Source organism: Ruegeria sp. CF4, assembly GCF_056537345.1.
In genome coordinates this window covers 189,462-208,974 of sequence record NZ_JBQFRJ010000005.1, presented here as the reverse complement: position 1 = coordinate 208,974, position 19,513 = coordinate 189,462, and the positions used below count along the sequence as shown (strand labels likewise).

The following is a 19,513-nucleotide window of genomic DNA, read 5'->3' as shown; positions in this document are numbered from 1 at the left end:
AGGGCGGAATGGAAACCTTTGGCTTAGGTGTAGCCCTTTTCACCGTTATCGTTCTAGGTCTGGTCGCCATCATCATGGCGGCGCGGTCCAAGTTGGTCTCGACCGGGAACGTGAACATCACCATCAATGGTGAGAAGACCATCTCGGTTCCTGCCGGTGGTAAGCTGCTGCAAACGTTGGCAGCAGAGAAACTGTTCGTGCCCTCCGCCTGCGGCGGTGGCGGTACATGTGCACAATGTCGCGTGCGCGTGCATTCCGGCGGCGGATCGATCCTGCCGACCGAGGAAAGCCACATCACCAAGCGCGAGGCGTCTTGTGGTGACCGGCTATCCTGTCAGGTAGCGGTCAAGCAGGATATGGACATCGAAGTTCCCGAAGAGGTCTTCGGCGTCAAGAAATGGGAATGCACCGTTCGCTCGAATGAGAACGTAGCAACATTCATCAAGGCTCTGACGCTGGATCTGCCTGAAGGCGAAGATGTGAACTTCCGCGCCGGTGGTTATATCCAGATCGAAGCGCCTGCGCACCAGTTGGCCTATACCGATTTCGATGTTGAAGAAGAGTATCGGGAAGACTGGGATCGCTTCAATCTGTGGCAGTACAAATCCGTCGTCGCCGAACCGATTGAGCGCGCCTATTCGATGGCCAACTACCCGGACGAGAAGGGCATGATCATGCTGAACGTCCGCGTGGCTTCGCCCCCTCCGGGGTCTGAAGGTATCCCGCCGGGTCAGATGTCGTCGTATATCTTCAACCTGAAACCGGGCGACAAGGTCACAATCTCGGGCCCGTTTGGCGAGTTCTTCGCGCGCGAGACCGAGAAAGAGATGGTCTTCATCGGTGGTGGTGCCGGTATGGCCCCGATGCGCAGCCATATCTTTGACCAGCTCAAACGTCTCGAGAACCGCAACCGCAAGATCAGCTTCTGGTATGGTGCGCGCTCGAAAAAAGAGATGTTCTTTGTCGAAGATTTCGACACTCTGGCCAAAGAATTCGACAATTTCGAGTGGCACGTTGCCTTGTCGGACGCGCAGCCCGAGGATGACTGGAAAGGCTACACTGGCTTTATTCACAACGTTCTGTTCGAAGAATATCTGAAGAACCACCCCGCGCCGGAAGATTGCGAATACTACATGTGTGGCCCGCCAATCATGAACCAGTCGGTCATCAACATGCTGCTGGATTTGGGCGTGGACCGCGAAGATATCATGCTCGACGATTTCGGCGGGTGATACCAAAAAACCGGCGCTTCAGGGCGCCGGTTTTTTCTTCTCGGCTACGGTGAAGGATTACAAACGCAGATCACTTGCCTCTATCGGCAAGCAGGATTTGACGTCGAATAAAACGCTTTGGTCTTTACCATATCCTCGAATTTCACTTGGATCGAGCGCCAGGTATTCGCGATGCGCAACGGCCACCACGACACCGTCATACGTTCCGGAATGGGCCTTATCGATCAGCGATATACCGTATTCATCGAACGCGGATTGAGGGTCGGCATGCGGATCATGCACATCCACCGCAACGCCGTAGTCCTGCAATTCAGTCACGATATCGATCACTCGCGTGTTGCGCAGATCGGGGCAGTTTTCCTTGAAGGTTAGCCCCAACACCAACACGCGCGCCGCGCTGACATTGATCCCTTCGCGGGTCATCCGTTTGACGAGTTGTGATACGACATAACTGCCCATGCCATCGTTCAGGCGCCGCCCTGCCAGTATGATTTGAGGGTGATGACCAACGGCTTCGGCCTTGTGGGTCAGGTAATAGGGGTCGACGCCGATGCAATGCCCGCCGACCAGTCCGGGTCGGAAGGGCAGGAAATTCCATTTGGTGCCCGCCGCGCGCAGCACGGCGTCGGTGTCGATCCCCAGACGACCAAAGATCATCGCCAATTCGTTCACCAGCGCGATGTTCAGATCACGCTGCGTGTTCTCGATGACCTTTGCGGCCTCGGCGACGCGAATGCTCTCGGCTTTGTGGGTCCCGGCGGTGATGATCCGCGCGTAAAGGGTATCGACCAGATCCGCGACCTCGGGTGTGGAGCCAGAGGTGACTTTGCAGATATCGGCGATCCGATGAGTTTTGTCACCGGGGTTAATCCGTTCTGGACTGTACCCCGCAAAGAAATCGCGATTGAATGTCAGGCCCGAGACCTGTTCCAGCACCGGCACGCAATCATCTTCGGTGGCGCCGGGGTAAACGGTGGATTCGTAAATCACTAGATCGCCGGGCTTTAGCACTGCGCCAACCGTTTCAGATGCGCTGAGCAAAGGGGCAAGATCAGGCTGTTTGCCCGCAGTAATCGGCGTGGGGACCGTCACGATGAAGGTATCACATGTGGCTAGATCCGCCGCGTCGGTGGTGAAGGTCAATCCATCTGCCGCGCTCAGCTCAGCAGGTTCAACTTCAAGCGTCGTATCTTCTCCGGCACGAAGCGCGGCAATCCGCTCGGCATTGATGTCGAACCCCAGCACTGGCCCGATCCTGCCGAAAGCCACTGCCAGCGGCAGGCCGACATAGCCGAGGCCGATCACAGCAATCTTGCGGGCATTCGGGTCGGTTTCAAACATGCCGGTCACTCAGATCATCTCCCGTAATATTCTCGGAACCACTTGACGAATTGCGCAACGCCGTCCTTGAAGTCGGTCTGCGGACGATAGCCGGTCAGGCGTTGCAGCAATGCGCTATCAGCCCAAGTCGCCGGCACATCGCCCATTTGCATGGGCATGTAATTCCGGATGGCTTTCTGGCCAATCGCGTCTTCGATGGCTTCGATGAAATCCATCAGACGCACTTTATCGCCGTTCCCGATATTCACCACACGATGCGGTGCGACGGGGGACAGGCTGTCTCCTTCTTCGATCTCATCGCGGTCCGAGGGGCGCACGGGGGGCACGTCGATCAGTAGCCGGATACCACGCACGAGGTCTTCGACATTGGTGAAATCGCGATACATATCCCCATGATTATAGATGTCGATCGGACGACCATCGAGGATCGCATCCACGAATTTGAAAAGCGCAAGATCGGGGCGTCCCCAAGGCCCGTAGACCGTGAAGAATCTGAACATGGTCGTCGGAAGGTCCCAAAGGTGCGCATAGGAATGCGCCATCGCCTCGTTTGCCTTCTTGGTGGCGGCGTAGATCGTCAGCTGATGATCGGCTTTTTCAACCTCGGTGAACGGCATCTCCTCATTTGCCCCATAAACCGAAGAGGTCGAGGCCATCAGCAGGTGGTCGACCTTATGCAGTCGGGCGACCTCCATCACGTTGAACGTACCCACAACGTTCGAGTCGATGTAGCTGCGTGGGTTTTCCAGGCTGTAGCGCACGCCTGCTTGCGCTGCGAGATGTACGATGATCTCGGGCTGGAACTCATCAGCGATTTGCATCAGCTTTTCGTGATCTTCCAGCAGGGCTTCGGTTGCGGTGAAATTCGGGTTTTGCAGCAACATCTGATGCCGGCGATGCTTGAGGCTGACATCGTAATAATCCGTCATTCCGTCATAGCCATGTACGCGAAACCCTTCGGACAGCAGCAGTTTGGCCAGATAATAACCGATAAAACCTGCCGTACCCGTGATCAAAACCCGTTTCATGTATCGTACACCGTTGTTCGGAACCTGCCTCTCAGGGATACTTTCCTCGTCGGATCGTCAAGCGGATATTTCAGGTTTCTGATGGGCAGAGGCATTGGGATCAGGATTTGGCGATTGCTGCAACCGGCTTACCGAGTTAGGCATCTGGCCGATGCTGCCGAGATGGATCAAAATTCTTCTGCGCCCGGAATCGGTGCAGACGCAGGGGACTGACCTGTCGACACTGGCCCCTGAGGGCCGGTTTTATGCGGTTGGCGATATCCATGGCAGGCTTGATCTTTTGCAGAGACTTCTGGCCGCGCTGGACGATGCCGTTCCGGTGGTTTTTTTGGGCGACTATGTTGATCGGGGCGATTACAGCGCCCAGGTCTTGCGCCATTTGCGTCATCTCAGCACCAGCCGCCACGGCAGGGCGATCTGCCTGAAGGGCAATCACGAAGAGATGTTGCTGAGCTTTCTCGACAACCCGGCCAAGTTTGAACGCGTTTGGATGCATAACGGAGGAACGCAGACGCTGGCCTCGTTCGGTCTGACCAGCACGCTGGATCTGGGGCCGGAAACTAAGGCCGAGAAGTTGAGACACGCGATGGGTGAGCCCTTGTTGGAGTGGCTGCGGGAACGCCCGCTGCACTGGACCTCCGGCAATACTACCGCGGTTCACGCGGCAATGGACCCAACAAAACCGGTCGAGGCGCAGATGCCTCGGACCTGCCTGTGGGGCCATCCGAATTTCCCCGCGAAGGCGCGCAGGGACAGACAGTGGGTCATTCACGGGCACACAATCATTGATGAGCCATGCGTGCGGGGCAGGGTCGTTTCAATTGATACGGGCGCGTTTGCGACAAACCAGCTTACGGCGGCCGAAATCTCGGATGGGACCATCCGGTTCATTTCGACCAACCGCTCAGGGATCGTATGTAGCTTGGCCTGAGCCTTTAGCCGACGATCATCTGCTTCATCTTGAGCGCTTCGTACTCCAGCTCTTTCAGGCGGAAATGCACCACGTCTCCGATGGTAATAACGCCGCGCAGGTTGCCATCGGTTAGCACCGGCATGTGGCGGAACCGTCCTTCGGTCATGGTTTTCAGCACATCGTTCAGAAGATCTTCGGGGGCGCAGGTTTTGACCTCGGTCGTCATCAGATCAGACACCGATTGCGGCAATGTCTGACCCGGTGTCTCGGCCATACGGCGTACGATGTCACGTTCAGACAAAATGCCCTGCAGTGCGCCGTTCTGGTCCGTTACAACCACGGCACCGATATGTTTGTCGCGCAGGATATCGACAACCGAATGTATCGTGTCGTTCGGGCGCACCGCAAATACTGCATCCCCTTTGCCTTCCAGCAGTTTCGCAACCGTCGAATGGGTCTGTGACAGGTTGGTTTCAACCGACTGACTGCGGGTTGTCGACGCGGCCTTGTCGCCACGTGTAGGGGGCTGGTAAGAGCTTGGGGCCATGGGCGGTCTCCTCTGTCTTGGGATATCTCTGTTCTGTCCACCTTAACGAAGGGGCAGCCGCTGTATAGGGTGCAAATTTGCAGACCGGCGTAACCCGGCCACTTTACAAGGAAATTCGATCACGTGAGCGAACTGTACCTGACCCCGCCCATAGCCGCGTTGATCTTCTTTTTTGTAGTTGTCTGCGGACACAATTTTCGCATGGCCTGGAAGCAGCAACTCCCCGGCTGGCAGAGGCGTGCGTGGGTGTTCGGCGTCCCGGCGGCAATCGGGCTTTTTATGCTGGCCTTTCTGCCGCTCAAGATATGAAGCCGGTTTGACTCTGCGCATGGCCACTGGCATACGCCGGGCACGGATTTTCCCAGGAGATCGCCCGATGCGCCATCTGATTGCTCTGGCTTCGCTGCTTTTTGTGACCGGCTGCCTGTTCGATACCGAACCTGATGTAGTTTCGCTGTCGGGTGAGACGATGGGAACGACGTTCAACATCACCGCAATCGGTGACGATCTGGACGAAGCGGCGCTTGGCGAGGCGGTGCAAGAGACGCTGGCGCAGGTCAATGCGCAAATGTCCAATTGGGACCCAAACTCCGAGGTTTCGACCTTTTCCGCCTCAGCCAGCACGGATCCTATGCCGGTTTCTGATGAATTCGCGCTGGTCGTGGAGGCCGCCAACGAGGTTCATGCCAAATCCGAAGGCACGTTTGACGTCACCCTCGGCCCGTTGATCGAACTCTGGGGTTTTGGTCCGCGCAAGCCCGAGGATCCGGTACCTGCAGATGCTGAAATCAACGCCGCTCTGGATCAGGTTGGTCAGGCGCGCCTGCTGACTCTGGATCGGGCGTCGGGGACGCTGGCCAAGTCTGAACCGGGTGTAGGGATTAACTTGTCTGCCATCGCCAAGGGCTACGGGATTGATGCGGTTGCCGCCCGGATTCGCGAAGCGGGGATCGAGAATTACATGGTCGAGATCGGAGGCGATCTTGTGGCCATGGGCGAGAATGACAAGGGTGAGACCTGGCGGATCGGTATCGAAAAGCCGGAGGCCAGTGCTCAGGCCATTCAGTTGATCGTATCTCTGGATAATCTCGGCATGGCGACCTCGGGCGATTACAAGAATTTCTTCGAACAGGATGGCGTTCGCTATTCCCACATCATCGACCCGACGACCGGGCGCCCGATCACGCATCGCACCACTTCGGTTACGGTTCTGGCAGACAGCGCGATGATGGCGGATGCATGGGCGACGGCGATGCTGGCCTTGGGGCAGGAAAAGGGCATGGAACTGGCCGAAAAGCATAAACTTGCCGTGTTCTTCATCTCGCGGGATGTGACAAGCGGGGAAGAAGCCTATATCACCGTACAAAGCAGCGCGTTCAAGGATGCGCTGGGGACCAACTGACCGGTAGGAACCGTTATGAGCACCTTTATTCTGGCCTTTTTCCTGTTGCTGATCGTCATGGTTGGTATGGCGCTGGGTGTGATGCTGATGGGCAAGACCATCAAGGGCAGCTGCGGTGGCCTGAACGCGATCTCTGGTGCCGATAAATGTGTGGTCTGCCAAAAGGATGTCGATCCCGACAGCCCTCTGCGCGACCAGTTGCAGTGCAAGCGTGCGAAAAAGATGCTGCAACAGATGGAAGGCTAGGATACCCCTCTTGGCATGAGCAAAGCCAGGAACATCCTCTTCATTATGTTCGACCAATTGCGCTGGGACTACCTCAGCTGCTACGGACATCCACATCTCCATACCCCGAATATTGACCGGCTCGCTGCGATGGGCGTGCGTTTTGACCGCGCATACATCCAGTCTCCGATTTGCGGCAGTTCCCGTATGTCGACTTATACCGGCCGCTATGTGCATTCGCACGGTGCGTCGTGGAATGGTATTCCGCTGAAAGTCGGTGAGATGACCATGGGCGATCATTTGCGCAAGGCGGGGATGGGTTGCTGGTTGGTCGGCAAGACCCATATGCGCGCAGATGCCGAGGGCATGGCCCGTTTGGGGCTTGAGCCCGACAGCCTGATCGGTGCGCGCGTAGCCGAATGCGGGTTTGATGTATTTGAACGCGATGATGGGATGCGCCCCGAGGGACCCGATGGTTTCTATGATCCCGGTGGGGCTAAGAAGTACAACGAATATCTGAAGGACAAAGGTTACGACAGTGACAATCCCTGGCACGATTTTGCCAATTCGGGTCTGGATGCAGATGGCAATGTGCTGTCGGGTTGGTTTCTGAAAAACTCATCCGAGGCGGCCAATATCGCCGAGGAAGACAGCGAAACGCCCTATCTGACCTCTCGTGGAATTGAGTTTATGGACGGCCATGAAGGGCCGTGGTGCTGTCACCTCAGCTATATCAAGCCGCATTGGCCTTACATCGTGCCGGAACCCTATGCCTCGATGTACGGCCCCGAGCACGTACTGCCGGTGGTTCGGTCCGAGGCTGAGCGGCAGAATGCGCATCCAGTGCTCAAGGCGTTCATGGACACGAAAATTGGCCAGACATTCTCACGTCAGGATGTGCGCGAGGCTGTGATCCCGGCCTATATGGGCCTGATCAAACAGGCCGATGATCAGATGGGGCGGCTATTCGACTGGATGGAGCAGACCGGGCGGATGCAGGACACCATGATCGTGCTGACCTCGGACCATGGGGATTTTCTGGGCGATCACTGGATGGGGGAGAAGACCTTCTTCCACGATGCCTCAACCAAAATGCCGCTGATCATCTATGATCCATCACCCGAAGCTGACGCGACACGCGGCACCACCTGCGACGCGCTGGTCGAATCCATCGATCTGGCCCCCACCTTTCTGGAGGTTGCAGGCGGAGAACCCGCCGGACACATCCTCGAAGGGCATTCGTTGCTGCCGATTCTACATGGGCAATCCGACAACACCCCGCGCGATGTCGTTATCTGCGAATACGACTATTCTGCTTCGCCCATTGCCCAGATGCTGAATGCTTCGGTGCGGGATGCGGTCATGTTCATGGTCGCAAACGAGAAATGGAAGCTGGTCCATTGTGAGGGTGGCTATCGCCCGCTTTTGTTCGATCTGGAGACTGATCCAGATGAACTGACCGATCTGGGCGAAAGCGATGAGCACGCAGACATTATCGCCGAGATGTATGACTATCTATTTGCCTGGGCCCGCCGTCCGTCTCAGCGCACAACCCGGTCCGAGGAGCAGCTGTTGAACATGCGCGGATCGAGCCGTGGAACAGGCGTAGTGATTGGTATCTACGACGAAAACGATATGCCGCTTGAGCTGACCGTGAAATACCGCAACCGTAAGGCACGGCCATTTGGGGATTACAAGGCAGATTAATTCTGCCCTTGCAGCGCCGAAAGACGGTTCAACCTTGCGCGGGCAGGGGGTAGAAGGTGGCAACACTGCACCCGGAGAGCTTTCATGACCGCCCCCAAACCCGTTGTCCTGTGTATCCTTGATGGTTGGGGCCTGTCTGAAGACACCAAAGCCAACGCACCCTATCTGGCCAATACCCCGAACTTTGATGCCCTTATGGCGGAAGGTCCTCGTGCGCAGCTGATTACGCATGGGCCGGATGTGGGTTTGCCCAGCGGTCAGATGGGTAACTCCGAGGTTGGTCACACCAATATCGGGGCAGGGCGCGTGGTCGCGATGGATCTGGGACAGATTGATCTGGCCATCGAAGACGGCTCGTTCTTTGACAATCACGCGCTGCAGGACTTCATCGCTAAGGTGAAAACTGCAGGTGGGGCAGCCCATCTGATGGGTTTGGTTTCGGATGGTGGAGTACACGGGCATCTGGATCACATCGTGGCCGCCGCCAAGGCCATCACCGATGCGGGCATCCCGGTCGTATTGCATGCCATTACGGACGGGCGCGATGTGGCTCCGAAATCAGCCTTTACCTATATCTCGGAGCTTGAAGACCGTTTGCCCGAAGGAGCAAAGATCGTCACCGTCTGCGGCCGCTACTTTGCCATGGATCGAGACAATCGTTGGGAGCGGGTGTCCGAGGCGTACAACGCCATCATCAAAGCGCAGGGCAGGGTGGAAAACACCGCCCATTTTGCCGTGGATCATGCCTATAACCAATCGGAAACGGACGAGTTCATCACGCCCACGGTGCTTGAGGGCTATGCGGGGCTGAAAGATGGTGACGGCTTCTTCTGCCTGAACTTCCGCGCCGACCGCGCCCGCGAAATTCTGCGCGCCATCGGTGAGCCCGGCTTTGCCGATTTCGACACCGGCCCGCGCCCAGAACTGTCGGCGCTGCTTGGCATGGTCGAGTATTCCGATGGCCACAATGACTACATGACCACTGTTTTTCCCAAGCGCGATATCGTGAATACTCTGGGCGAATGGGTCGCAAAACAGGGCTTGCGCCAGTTCCGGTTGGCCGAGACCGAGAAATACCCTCATGTCACCTTTTTCCTGAACGGCGGTAAGGAACAGGCTGAAGGGGGCGAGGACCGCTTTATGCCCAAGTCGCCCAAGGTGGCGACTTATGACATGCAGCCCGAGATGTCCTCGGTCGAAGTGACCGAGAAATTCGTCGGAGCAATACATACCGGGTATGATCTGATTGTCACCAATTACGCGAACCCTGATATGGTCGGCCACACGGGCGACCTGCAAGCGGCGATTGATGCCTGCGAAGCCGTTGATCAGGGTTTGGGGCAAGTGGTTGCCGCCTTGAAACAGGTCGGTGGCGCGATGATCGTGACTGCGGACCATGGCAATTGCGAAATGATGGTCGATCCGCAAACAGGTGGCCCGCACACCGCGCATACGCTAAACCCGGTGCCTGTCGTTTTGGTCGGTGGTCCTGAGGGCGCAGGTTTGCGCGATGGACGGCTGGCCGATCTCGCGCCGACGCTACTGCAGCTCATGGAACTACCGGTGCCTGCTGAGATGACCGGGCAAAGCCTGCTGACATGAGGGTATTCTGGCTCAGCCTGACATTGCTCTGGCCGTGGCCTGCGATGGCTCAAGACAGCCCGTCTGAGGCCGCGTTGGAGGCTGCGCAAATGCTGGAGCAGGCCTCGATTGCTCTGTCGGAGGCTGACTCGGCCCGTGACCGCGTGCGTGCGCTGACCGAAACGATCCAGGCCTATGAGGTTGGGTTGACGGCGATGCGCGACGGTTTGCGCCGAGCGACGCTGCGTGAAGCCCAATTGACCGCAGAACTGCAGGCGCGCGAACAAGATGTGGCGCGATTGCTGGGCGTGCTGCAAACCATTGAAACGACCGCTCCACCAGTGCTGATGCTGCACCCGTCAGGGCCCTTGGGGGCAGCACGAACCGGAATGATGCTGTCCGAGGTCACACCGGGCCTGAACGCACAGGCCCGGGCGTTGGCGGCTGATCTGCAAGAGGTTCAGACGCTACGGCAGCTTCAGCAAAGCGCTGCGGATACGCTGACCGAGGGCCTGTCAGGCGTGCAGGATGCTCGAACGAAGCTGAGTCAAGCGATTGCAGACCGCACCGACCTGCCGCGCCGTTTTGTCGAAGATCCGGTGCGCACGGCCATTCTGATTTCATCGACAGAAACACTGGATGGGTTTGCCAGCGGCCTGTCCGAGATTTCAGCGGGCGAAATTGCGGTGACCACTGCCGATATCGCTGATCTCAAAGGCCAGATCGCGCTGCCGACGCAAGGTGTGATCCTGCATAGAGCGGGTGAGACGGATGCCGCAGGGGTCACGCGTCCGGGGTTGGTGCTGGGCACGCGCCCGCGCGCACTGGTTGTGTCACCGACGGCTGCGACGATCCGCTATCGTGGCCCTCTGCTGGATTTGGGGAATCTGGTGATCCTGGAGCCTCAGCCTGATCTGCTTTTTGTGTTCTCTGGCCTGCAAGAGGTCTATGGTCAGCCCGGACAGGTGATCCCCGAGGGTACTCCGGTCGGTCTGATGCCCGGTGAAACACCGGGAATCGGCGCTATTATGTCAACAAGCAGTGATGGCACTGGAACTGACCGGTCAGAAACGCTCTATATAGAGGTAAGACAAGACAACAGCCCCGTGGATCCGGACAATTGGTTCCGGACGGACAAGGATGGATAGACGAGTATGAAGAAATTTGTGATGGCCGGTCTGGCCGGCACCGTGGCAGGGATTATCGCAACCACTCAGATCGCAGGCCCCTTGCTGGCTCAAGAGGCTGAAAACAAGGCCAGCGTTTATGAGCAGTTGGATCTGTTTGGTGACATCTTCGAACGCATCCGCGCGCAATATGTCGAGGAAGTGGAAACCGAAGAACTGATCGAAGCAGCGATTGATGGGATGCTGACCTCGCTGGATCCGCATTCCAGCTACCTGTCTCCGGATGATGCGGAACAGATGCGCGTGCAGACGCGCGGCGAGTTTGGCGGGCTGGGGATTGAAGTCACGCAGGAAGATGGTTTCGTGAAAGTCGTCTCTCCGATCGATGACACCCCGGCGGATGCCGCAGGTATCGAAGCGGGTGATTTCATCACCCATGTGGATGGTGAGAGCATTCTGGGCCTGACACTGGACAAGGCGGTCGATCTGATGCGCGGACCGGTCGGGTCCGAGATCGTGATCACCGTAGTGCGTGAGGGCGAGGCTGATCCCTTCGATGTCACTATTATTCGCGACACTATCAAGCTGACGGCCGTTCGGGCCCGCACCGAAGGGACCAGTGTTGTTCTGCGTGTCACCACCTTCAATGACCAGACTTATCCCAACCTTAAATCAGGACTGGAAGAACAGATCGACGAGGCTGGCGGTATCGAAAACGTCAACGGTATCGTGCTGGATCTGCGCAACAATCCGGGCGGTTTGCTGACCCAGGCCATCAAGGTTTCGGACGCGTTTCTGGATGAAGGTGAAATCGTCTCGACCCGGGGCCGTGACCCCGAAGATGGTGAGCGTTTCAACGCCACGCCCGGCGATCTGACCGGTGGCAAACCAATTGTTGTTCTGATCAACGGTGGTTCGGCTTCAGCCTCCGAGATTGTTGCGGGTGCGCTGCAGGATCATCACCGCGCGATCGTCGTGGGCACCAAGAGCTTTGGCAAAGGCTCGGTCCAGACAGTCATGCCATTGCGCGGCGACGGGGCGATGCGTCTGACCACGTCGCGCTATTACACGCCATCGGGTCGCTCGATCCAGGCGCTTGGCGTCAGCCCGGACATCATCGTGGAACAGCCGCGTCCGGCGCCCGCAACCGAGGAGGAAGAGGAAAGCAATGCTCGCACCCGGTCTGAGGCCGACCTGCGGGGCAGCCTGAACAACGACAGTTTGAGCGAGGATGAGGTTCGTCAGATCGAAGAAGATCGTGCCAAGGCGGAAGCAACGGCAGAGCTGCGCGAGCAAGACTATCAACTGGCCTATGCCATCGATATCCTCAAGGGCCTGTCTGCCTTTAATCCGGCAGGTCCGTCGCAGTAATGCATAGAGGGCCGCATGCATTGCGGCCCGTTTAGCCTTCGACTTTGTGCAGCTTCTTCTCGTCCAGCATCAGGGAGAGTATGATCCCGATCGAAACCGAGATCGCAGAGAACACGAAGGCCATATTCATTCCACTATCAAAGGCTGTCGCTATGGCGGCCTTTACCTTTTCAACTTCACCAGACCCCAGTTTTTGCAGCACGGCCTTTGCCGAGTCGGTCGTCAGAGTACCGCCATTGATCGCTTTTTGATCCGCCTCTGACATGTCGATACCTGCGGCGGCAAGCTGATCACGCAAGCTGGACAGGCTGACGACATACATTATCGCCGTTGCACACGCGACTGAAATGGCCCCATAGACAAGATGAGTCATGAAGCTCAGCCCTCCCACCAGGCCCGCCCGTTCGGGTTTGACGGCGCAGACTGCGGCAGTGCCCGAGGGGCCGACCGTCAGCGTTGCTCCGAGCCCCATAAGTGCCATGCCGGGCAAGATCTGAAAATACCCCCAGCTTTCGGGTATGATGATCACGCTCGTCGCACCAACAGTTGCGCAGACATATCCCCAGAACAGCAACCGTTTTGGCCCGAAATCATTGTAAAGCGTGCCCGAAACGATGGAGCCAACCGCGAGCAATACAGTCAACGGAGCCAGTCCCAGGGCCGACTGGAATACCGACCATCCAAGCACCTTTTGCATGTATTGCGGGAAATACAGCAAGGCCACAAAAGCCGCCGAGACGTTGAACATGTTCAGGCCAAGAGTGATCAGAAACTCTCGGTTCTGCATCAGTTGTGGCAACAACAGCGGTTCCTTGACGCGCTTTTCGATCTTCGGGAACAGGAAGAACAGCACCGCGCTGACGAAGAACAGCAGCAAAAGCGGAACCGAGGTCCAGCCCCAATCCGCACCGACATCCAACCCGTAGAGCAAAAGCAGCACTGCGAAGGACAGAATGCCCATCCCGGCAAAGTCGATATGTTCACCTTTCTTATGCTGGGTCTCGCGCTCCATCAGTAGTATCGCGGTGGCCATCGATATGCTGGAGAAAATGACATTTGCCAGGAAAAACAATCGCCAATCGCCCAGATTGACTGCTGCGCCACTGATCAATGGGCCAAAAACATTGCCGGTTGTTACCCCTGCCAGAATGAGGCCCATCACCAACGCGCGGTGCTCTTCTCTCGATACTTTGGTGGCCCCGAAGGCCAGCGTGCAGGGCCAGACACAGCCCGCCCCGATCCCTTGCAAGGCGCGGGCGCCAATCAGGTAGTCCAGGCCAGGGGCGACAAAGCAAAGGATCGACGCGAAAAGGAAAATCGAAAGACCGATGATCATCACCTTGCGGTGTCCATACATGTCGCCTAGCCGGCCGCCAGCGACCATGGTCATGGCAAAAAACAGTGCATAAATATTGAGGACCCACTGCGTACTTGTGATATCTGCGTCGAAGCTGTTCTCGATTGCCGGGACCAGCATGAGCGCGCCGGTGAAATCGATCCCGATCCCAAAGCCTGTCACCATTAAGGCAATAACTTTGATGATGCTCTTGCGGTCCATGGGCCCCCCAATCCGCGCTAAATTACTCCATGATGCACGGATGGGGCTGAAAAGATAGGGAAACGGCCCGGTGTGTTTGAGATCAGGACGAATCCTAGGTGGCCTGAGACCGCCGGAATGCCCGTTTCAACATATCCAGTTCAGCGCGCAGCAGCGCCATCTCGGCACGCATGTCGTCAGCGGCCGGCGTGCCTGCGATGATTGTGAAATCCCCAAGCTTCTGATCTGTGGTTGCATCAAAGATGGCGATGCAATGGACCCCTTCAGACAACGCTGCAAGGGGCACTGGAATGCGCAGGCTCCACCCGTCCGCTTCGGAGGAGAGTTCGACATCCGGTACGGGCTCGCCAAGGTAGCGGACATCGATCTGCGGTTCACTCTCGGAGCGTAGATGCCCTTGCCACAGAGCATTTTCGAAACGGATCGGAGTCAGGATCGGTTGCGTCATGTCATCCCCCTTACAGATCGGCTCGATGGTGGCGACAGAACGTCAGATCACGTAGAATAACGCGGTTCATCGCGGGTTGCTCCAGAATCAGATCCAGCCATAGCTTTTCTATTCTGCGCTCGTTCAGGTGCAGATGCGCCAGATCAAAATCCACTGCGGCCTCGGGTCGGGACAAATCGAGTTGACGCAGAACCTGTTCGGTGTTCGGGCCATGCTGGATGTTGAGGCGGGCGAATACAACGGCTGGTCGTTCACTTTCCACCACCGTATCGACGCGCATAAGATGTTGGCCGGTCAAATTCGTCGCTGCGTCGGCAGGAAGCTCTACCGACAATGACAGGAAAGACCCTTGAAAATCAAAAACTTCTATCGCCATACTAAAAGGCGCGAGGTCCTTGTCCCGCCGGTTTCGGACTTGTTGCATCGCTATTTCAGACTGGTCGCAGTCATGAAACAGGGTCATTTGCTCATCCATCCGCGCCTTGCGCGGAGCTGAGGCCAGGCCTTTGCGGTCCGATGGCAGTTTCCACAGATTGGGTCTCCAGGACCAATCTGTACCCAATGGTCGCGGAAACTGGTCGGAACCGATCATGGGCTGAACCAGACGACCATCGGCTGCGCGCGTCAAAAGGTCGAGTTGCTTGCGCAACTGACGCGCATCGTCGCGCTGGCGTCGAAGTTCAGACAACGAAGCCTGATCCGCGCGTTGCGCGGCATCGCGCCACCGGGTCAGCAGCTTGCGTTGCAGATATCGGTCCAGAAGTTTGCCCATCGCCCCATATTCCAAAGCTATCCTCTTCTTTAGTCAAAGACCGCACGCGGGACAAACACGTCTTGTGCCGATCTGTCCAAAATTTGATCCTGGATCAGCGATCATAAATCAGGTCGAAAATCGCAGGATACGCGCCCTGTCATTCTTGCAATAGGTCAAGCCGAAGCGTACCTTCGGCTCTCTGATCGTTGGGATGTTGTGCAACGTCTTTGGATCATTCAGTTTCAAGGCGAGGCAGGTGTATGGAACCCACCTTATTTTCATTCATCTGGAAATACTCAAAAAAGCAGCAGATGGTGCTGTTGGCGCTGACAGTTTTGTCGTTTCCCTTCCTCTATGCGTCGCTTGAACTGCCAAAGCAGATCATCAATGACGCGATTGGTGCGCCCGCCGATACGGTGACGGTATTCGGGATCACCGTGACTCAGATTCAATATCTGATGATCCTCTGCTTTGCCTTTCTTGCCACTGTTATTGTCAGCGGTTTGATGAAGATGCGCATCAACACGATGAAGGGCATTCTGGCCGAACGCATGCTGCGCCGTCTGCGATTCACACTGATCAGCCGATCCATGCGGTTCCCGAAGTCTTATTTCGCCACCACCAGCCAGGGTGAGCTGGTATCGATGATCACGTCCGAAGCCGAGCCAATGGGTGGCCTGATGGGGGACGCAATCGCGCAGCCAGTTTTCCAGTTCGGCCAGATGATGACTATCGTCACCTTCCTGTTCATGCAAAGCGTCTGGTTCGGGTTGGCCAGTATTGCTCTGATCCCGTTACAGGCGTGGCTGATCCCCAAGCTGCAGCGGCAGATCAACTTGCTGAACAAGGACCGTATCCAAGAGGTTCGCCGCCTGAGCTCTGAGATCGGTGAAAGTGCCGCCGGTATCAGCGACTTGCGCACCAATGGCGGCTGGCGCTATCGCCTGGCGCAGTTCAGCCACCGCCTGGGCACCTTGTTCGAGATCCGGTTCAAGATCTACAACAAGAAATTTTTCATGAAATTCCTCAACAACCTGATCACGCAGATGACGCCCTTCCTGTTTTATTCGGTTGGCGGTTATCTGGCGATTACGGGTGAGGTGACGGTGGGTGCGCTGGTCGCGGCTTTGGGCGCGTACAAAGACCTCAGTGGCCCGTGGAAAGACCTTCTGACCTATTACAATCAAGTGCAAGATATGTCGCTGCGTTGGGAAATCGTGACCGAGCGCTTTGCGCCTTTAAACATGATCCCCGAGCGCCTGTTCGAAGGCGTTCCAGAGACAATCCCACATCTGATCGGCAATGTTGAACTGCGTAATGTGACCGTGCGAGACGATGACGGGAAGACCATTCTTGAAGACATCGATCTGACCATTCCCCATGGCGCACGTGTTGCCATCCAGTCGACCCACGCTGCCGAACGTAGCGCATTGGCGCAGTTGCTGACGCGTGAATTGTTGCCGGTGCAGGGCGAAGTCGTCATGGCGGGTCACAACCTGAACGACCTGCACCAATCCGTGATTGCCGCCAGAATCGGTTACGCCTATTCGCGTCCCTATCTGTTTGACGGCACGTTGGGCGACAATCTTTTGATGCCGCTTCGCACGCACCCTCAGCATGAAAAAGACGCGCTGAAGCTACCCAGTCGCCGCCAGATCGAGGCGGTCCGGGCAGGCAATCCACCCGATTCACTCAGCGACGAGTGGATTGATCCGGGCTTGGCAGGGCTCGACGATATCGAGGATATCCGCGACTGGTGGTTCAAACTGGTCGAAGCGATGGGCATTGATGAGTTCATGTTCCGCCGAACCTTACGCTCCCGCTTCGATCCCGAAGTTCACCCGGAGTTGGCGCAAGAGATCGTCAATCTGCGCGAAACCGTTGCAGCCCGCCTGCAGGAGCGCGGCTTGGATCAGTATGTTTATCGCTTCGACCCGGATCTCTTTAACCCTGCGGTGCCTTTGGGCGGGAACCTTCTGTTCGCATCGCCGTCACACGATATCTCAGCCGATTTGTTGGCAGGTGACGGACGGTTCATGTCGATGCTGGCTGCTCACAAACTGGATGATGATGCGTTGCGCATTGCCGATGCGGTTTTGCAAACGCTGAACCAAACCTTTGGTCGGGATGGTGCAGATCACCCCCTGTTCTTGCGTTTGGGCCTGTCTAAGGACATGTATCACCGCCTTCTGGATATTGAGGAACAGCGCAATTCCAAAGGTGACGAGGCAATAAGTGTTCAGGATCGAGCACTTCTTCTGACCGTGCCTTTCATGCTGACCGCGGAACAGATCGGCCCCAGCTTCCCAGAGGAATATAAGGAAAAGATTCTTTCCATTCGCCACAGTCAGGCCGAAAGATTGCGCAGCGCTATGGACGGATTGTTTGTCCCGGTCTCACCTGATCTCTATGTCCCGCGGCTGACAGCAATGGAAAACGCGCTTTATGGCCGGGTTTCGATCATGGCTGGCGCTCATGTAGAAGAGATCGAAGACCTTGTGGCCGAAGTGCTCAATGAAGCCGGATTGCGCCGTCGCGCGGCGGCAATCATTTATGATCTGCCTTCGGGGCTGGGCGGAAATAATTTGCCGACGGTGTTTCAGGAGCGTGCCGCGTTTTCGCGTGCCGGGATCAAGCGGCCCGATATTCTGATCCTCGACAAGGCGCTTGCCAGCCACGATTCGGAAAGCCGCTTGCGTACCCGACTGAAACTGCGCGAGCTATTGCCCGACTCGATCATGATCTTCATGGAGGATCATTTTGCCCATCCCGAAGCCTACGACCTGTTTGTCGAGGTCAAAGACGGTCGCATCGACGGCGTGTCACGCGTACGACCGGAAACTGAAGATAGCTCCTCAGATGATCTCAGCCGGAAGCTCAAGATCATTTCTTCGACCGAGTTGTTCTCGCGCCTTGATGGTCGCAACCAGCGCCTGCTGGCGTTCTCGGCCCAATGGTATGAGGCCGCGGCGGGTCAAACCATATTCGCACGCGGCCAGGCGCCGGACGCGGCCTATCTGTGTATCTCGGGTGAGGCCAGTCTGAATCTGTTGGACAAGGATGGCGCGGTCGAAACGCTCTCGACGGTCGAACCCGGACGTCTGATCGGAGACCTCGCGATCATCACAAATGAACCACGACAGCTGGATCTGGTGGCGACTACGAATTGCGCATTCCTGAGAATCGGTGCTGAAGAACTGCGCGCGGTGATCGAAAGCGACGCAGGCGTCGCGGTCAAACTTCTCGAAACAGTGGCAGGTTATCTGTCATCGGCAGCGGAGCGACTGTTCCACCCTGGCACCACAACCGGACAAGAGGCGACCACGCAGCACGTCGAGCAGCCGAATGACACTTGATTATCAAAGGGCCTATGACCCCCATCAGGTTCTATTAACCGAAGCTCGGAAACGCCCCGAGCTTTGGCGTCTGATCGTTGGGATGGTCATTGTCGCTGCGGTTGTGCTCATCCTGAACACGATACTGTTCACCATGATCGCAAGTCTGGGATCCACCAAATGGGCGCGCGATTTCCTGAGCGGAACGTCCCCGGCGGCGCTTTTGGTCATTCTGGCCAGTTTCATCTTTGCCATTTTGGGGGTCGCACTCGCAGCAAGATGGGCCCAACGTCGCTCGCTCGCGACTGTGATCGGGCCGCAAACGGTGGCGATACGGCAGTTCTGGCGTGTCTTGCATGCGTTGGTGTTGCTCGGTGTGGTTCTATTGATCTTGCCGCCTTATGATCTGGGGGCACCGCTGGTCGCCAATTTGCCGCTGTCCAAGTGGCTGATCTTACTGCCTCTGTCGGTTATCGCGGTCTTGATACAAACCAGCGCCGAAGAAATACTGTTCAGAGGCTACCTGCAACAAGGTCTGGCGGCGCGGTTCCAATCGCCGCTGATCTGGATGGTCCTGCCTTCGATTTTGTTTGCGGTCGGGCACTACAGCCCGTCGACAGCTGGTGACAATGCTCTGCTGATAGCCATCTGGGCGCTGGCTTTCGGGGTATTGGCTGCCGATCTTACCGCCAGATCTGGCACTCTGGGCCCGGCAATTGCCTTGCATTTCTTCAACAATTTTGCGGCACTGCTTGTGATTTCGTTGCCGGACAGCCTGAGCGGCCTGGCGCTGTATCACCTTCCGTATGAGGTCTCGGATACGCAGGCCATCCGACCCTGGCTGCTTGTCGACTTCGGGCTCATGATTGTGGGATGGCTCGCTGCGCGACTAGTCCTCAGGCGCTGATTGCAATTCCTGCGCCAGCGTCTTATTTGACGTCAAC

General features: G+C 57.0%; 17 protein-coding genes. 11 read left to right on the top strand and 6 right to left on the bottom strand.

What is annotated here, in order from left to right:
• Positions 1 to 8: 8 nt before the first annotated feature.
• Positions 9 to 1,232, top strand: a complete 1,224-nt coding sequence (nqrF, locus tag ACR0NF_RS13300; RefSeq protein WP_170393981.1) for an NADH:ubiquinone reductase (Na(+)-transporting) subunit F — start codon at positions 9 to 11, stop codon at positions 1,230 to 1,232.
• A gap of 57 nt (positions 1,233 to 1,289) precedes the next feature.
• Here nqrF and tviB read toward each other — a convergent pair whose 3' ends face one another.
• Together tviB and ACR0NF_RS13290 are read right to left on the bottom strand one after the other, a co-directional pair.
• Positions 1,290 to 2,573: a Vi polysaccharide biosynthesis UDP-N-acetylglucosamine C-6 dehydrogenase TviB gene (tviB, locus tag ACR0NF_RS13295; RefSeq protein ID WP_480778419.1), complete on the bottom strand. Its 1,284-nt coding sequence runs from the start codon at positions 2,571 to 2,573 to the stop codon at positions 1,290 to 1,292.
• A 14-nt stretch (positions 2,574 to 2,587) separates the two neighbouring features.
• Entirely contained in the window at positions 2,588 to 3,601 is a 1,014-nt protein-coding gene (locus ACR0NF_RS13290; RefSeq protein ID WP_480778401.1) for a GDP-mannose 4,6-dehydratase, read from the bottom strand.
• Positions 3,602 to 3,752: 151 nt separating this feature from the next.
• On the opposite strand from ACR0NF_RS13290, the gene ACR0NF_RS13285 reads away from it, so the two are divergent.
• The gene (locus ACR0NF_RS13285; RefSeq protein WP_480778400.1) at positions 3,753 to 4,532 is read left to right on the top strand and encodes a metallophosphoesterase family protein; all 780 of its coding nucleotides are present in this window, start codon (positions 3,753 to 3,755) and stop codon (positions 4,530 to 4,532) included.
• A gap of 4 nt (positions 4,533 to 4,536) precedes the next feature.
• On the opposite strand, the gene ACR0NF_RS13280 is transcribed toward ACR0NF_RS13285, so the two are convergent.
• Positions 4,537 to 5,061 carry a CBS domain-containing protein gene (locus ACR0NF_RS13280; protein WP_480472849.1) on the bottom strand — a complete coding sequence of 175 codons (525 nt, stop codon included), beginning with the start codon at positions 5,059 to 5,061 and terminating at the stop codon, positions 4,537 to 4,539.
• A 123-nt stretch (positions 5,062 to 5,184) separates the two neighbouring features.
• Here ACR0NF_RS13280 and ACR0NF_RS13275 point away from each other — a divergent pair, with 123 nt between their 5' ends.
• From ACR0NF_RS13275 to ACR0NF_RS13245, 7 genes are all read left to right on the top strand, one after another.
• Positions 5,185 to 5,370, top strand: a complete 186-nt coding sequence (locus ACR0NF_RS13275) for a hypothetical protein (protein ID WP_480471951.1) — start codon at positions 5,185 to 5,187, stop codon at positions 5,368 to 5,370.
• Positions 5,371 to 5,437: 67 nt separating this feature from the next.
• Positions 5,438 to 6,463 (top strand): FAD:protein FMN transferase, encoded by a 1,026-nt coding sequence (locus ACR0NF_RS13270; protein ID WP_480778399.1) that lies wholly within the window; start codon positions 5,438 to 5,440, stop codon positions 6,461 to 6,463.
• 15 nt (positions 6,464 to 6,478) lie between these two features.
• Complete coding sequence (gene nqrM, locus ACR0NF_RS13265) at positions 6,479 to 6,709, top strand: (Na+)-NQR maturation NqrM (RefSeq protein WP_170692282.1); 231 nt, start codon at positions 6,479 to 6,481, stop codon at positions 6,707 to 6,709.
• A 15-nt stretch (positions 6,710 to 6,724) separates the two neighbouring features.
• The gene (locus ACR0NF_RS13260; RefSeq protein ID WP_480668025.1) at positions 6,725 to 8,395 is read left to right on the top strand and encodes a sulfatase-like hydrolase/transferase; all 1,671 of its coding nucleotides are present in this window, start codon (positions 6,725 to 6,727) and stop codon (positions 8,393 to 8,395) included.
• Between the two features lie 84 nt (positions 8,396 to 8,479).
• Entirely contained in the window at positions 8,480 to 9,997 is a 1,518-nt protein-coding gene (gene gpmI, locus ACR0NF_RS13255; protein ID WP_480778398.1) for a 2,3-bisphosphoglycerate-independent phosphoglycerate mutase, read from the top strand.
• On the top strand, positions 9,994 to 11,124 hold the full coding sequence (locus ACR0NF_RS13250) for a murein hydrolase activator EnvC family protein (protein ID WP_480472840.1): 1,131 nt from the start codon (positions 9,994 to 9,996) through the stop codon (positions 11,122 to 11,124). The genes gpmI and ACR0NF_RS13250 overlap by 4 nt, the downstream gene beginning before the upstream one ends.
• Positions 11,125 to 11,130: 6 nt before the next feature.
• Positions 11,131 to 12,474, top strand: coding sequence for a S41 family peptidase (locus ACR0NF_RS13245; protein ID WP_480472838.1), 1,344 nt, complete (start codon positions 11,131 to 11,133; stop codon positions 12,472 to 12,474).
• A 31-nt stretch (positions 12,475 to 12,505) separates the two neighbouring features.
• Here ACR0NF_RS13245 and ACR0NF_RS13240 read toward each other — a convergent pair whose 3' ends face one another.
• The 3 genes from ACR0NF_RS13240 to ACR0NF_RS13230 all read right to left on the bottom strand — a co-directional run bounded on the left by ACR0NF_RS13240 (position 12,506) and on the right by ACR0NF_RS13230 (position 15,252).
• On the bottom strand, positions 12,506 to 14,032 hold the full coding sequence (locus ACR0NF_RS13240) for an MFS transporter (protein ID WP_480472836.1): 1,527 nt from the start codon (positions 14,030 to 14,032) through the stop codon (positions 12,506 to 12,508).
• A gap of 94 nt (positions 14,033 to 14,126) precedes the next feature.
• Positions 14,127 to 14,480 (bottom strand): hypothetical protein, encoded by a 354-nt coding sequence (locus ACR0NF_RS13235; RefSeq protein ID WP_480472834.1) that lies wholly within the window; start codon positions 14,478 to 14,480, stop codon positions 14,127 to 14,129.
• Positions 14,481 to 14,490: 10 nt separating this feature from the next.
• On the bottom strand, positions 14,491 to 15,252 hold the full coding sequence (locus ACR0NF_RS13230) for a DUF6478 family protein (protein ID WP_480472832.1): 762 nt from the start codon (positions 15,250 to 15,252) through the stop codon (positions 14,491 to 14,493).
• A gap of 242 nt (positions 15,253 to 15,494) precedes the next feature.
• Between ACR0NF_RS13230 and ACR0NF_RS13225 the strand changes: the two genes are divergently transcribed.
• Positions 15,495 to 18,590 (top strand): ABC transporter transmembrane domain-containing protein, encoded by a 3,096-nt coding sequence (locus tag ACR0NF_RS13225; RefSeq protein WP_480472830.1) that lies wholly within the window; start codon positions 15,495 to 15,497, stop codon positions 18,588 to 18,590.
• On the top strand, positions 18,580 to 19,476 hold the full coding sequence (locus ACR0NF_RS13220; RefSeq protein ID WP_480778397.1) for a CPBP family intramembrane glutamic endopeptidase: 897 nt from the start codon (positions 18,580 to 18,582) through the stop codon (positions 19,474 to 19,476). The genes ACR0NF_RS13225 and ACR0NF_RS13220 overlap by 11 nt, the downstream gene beginning before the upstream one ends.
• Positions 19,477 to 19,513 lie beyond the last annotated feature (37 nt).

Excerpts from the sequence above, each read along its gene's own strand:
- nqrF (WP_170393981.1), top strand. The coding sequence starts at position 9 with ATGGAAACCTTTGGCTTAGGTGTAGCCCTTTTCACCGTTATCGTTCTA.
- tviB (WP_480778419.1), bottom strand. The coding sequence starts at position 2,573 with ATGTTTGAAACCGACCCGAATGCCCGCAAGATTGCTGTGATCGGCCTC.
- ACR0NF_RS13290 (WP_480778401.1), bottom strand. The coding sequence starts at position 3,601 with ATGAAACGGGTTTTGATCACGGGTACGGCAGGTTTTATCGGTTATTAT.
- ACR0NF_RS13285 (WP_480778400.1), top strand. The coding sequence starts at position 3,753 with ATGCTGCCGAGATGGATCAAAATTCTTCTGCGCCCGGAATCGGTGCAG.
- ACR0NF_RS13280 (WP_480472849.1), bottom strand. The coding sequence starts at position 5,061 with ATGGCCCCAAGCTCTTACCAGCCCCCTACACGTGGCGACAAGGCCGCG.
- ACR0NF_RS13270 (WP_480778399.1), top strand. The coding sequence starts at position 5,438 with ATGCGCCATCTGATTGCTCTGGCTTCGCTGCTTTTTGTGACCGGCTGC.
- nqrM (WP_170692282.1), top strand. The coding sequence starts at position 6,479 with ATGAGCACCTTTATTCTGGCCTTTTTCCTGTTGCTGATCGTCATGGTT.
- ACR0NF_RS13260 (WP_480668025.1), top strand. The coding sequence starts at position 6,725 with ATGAGCAAAGCCAGGAACATCCTCTTCATTATGTTCGACCAATTGCGC.
- gpmI (WP_480778398.1), top strand. The coding sequence starts at position 8,480 with ATGACCGCCCCCAAACCCGTTGTCCTGTGTATCCTTGATGGTTGGGGC.
- ACR0NF_RS13250 (WP_480472840.1), top strand. The coding sequence starts at position 9,994 with ATGAGGGTATTCTGGCTCAGCCTGACATTGCTCTGGCCGTGGCCTGCG.
- ACR0NF_RS13245 (WP_480472838.1), top strand. The coding sequence starts at position 11,131 with ATGAAGAAATTTGTGATGGCCGGTCTGGCCGGCACCGTGGCAGGGATT.
- ACR0NF_RS13240 (WP_480472836.1), bottom strand. The coding sequence starts at position 14,032 with ATGGACCGCAAGAGCATCATCAAAGTTATTGCCTTAATGGTGACAGGC.
- ACR0NF_RS13235 (WP_480472834.1), bottom strand. The coding sequence starts at position 14,480 with ATGACGCAACCGATCCTGACTCCGATCCGTTTCGAAAATGCTCTGTGG.
- ACR0NF_RS13230 (WP_480472832.1), bottom strand. The coding sequence starts at position 15,252 with ATGGGCAAACTTCTGGACCGATATCTGCAACGCAAGCTGCTGACCCGG.
- ACR0NF_RS13225 (WP_480472830.1), top strand. The coding sequence starts at position 15,495 with ATGGAACCCACCTTATTTTCATTCATCTGGAAATACTCAAAAAAGCAG.
- ACR0NF_RS13220 (WP_480778397.1), top strand. The coding sequence starts at position 18,580 with ATGACACTTGATTATCAAAGGGCCTATGACCCCCATCAGGTTCTATTA.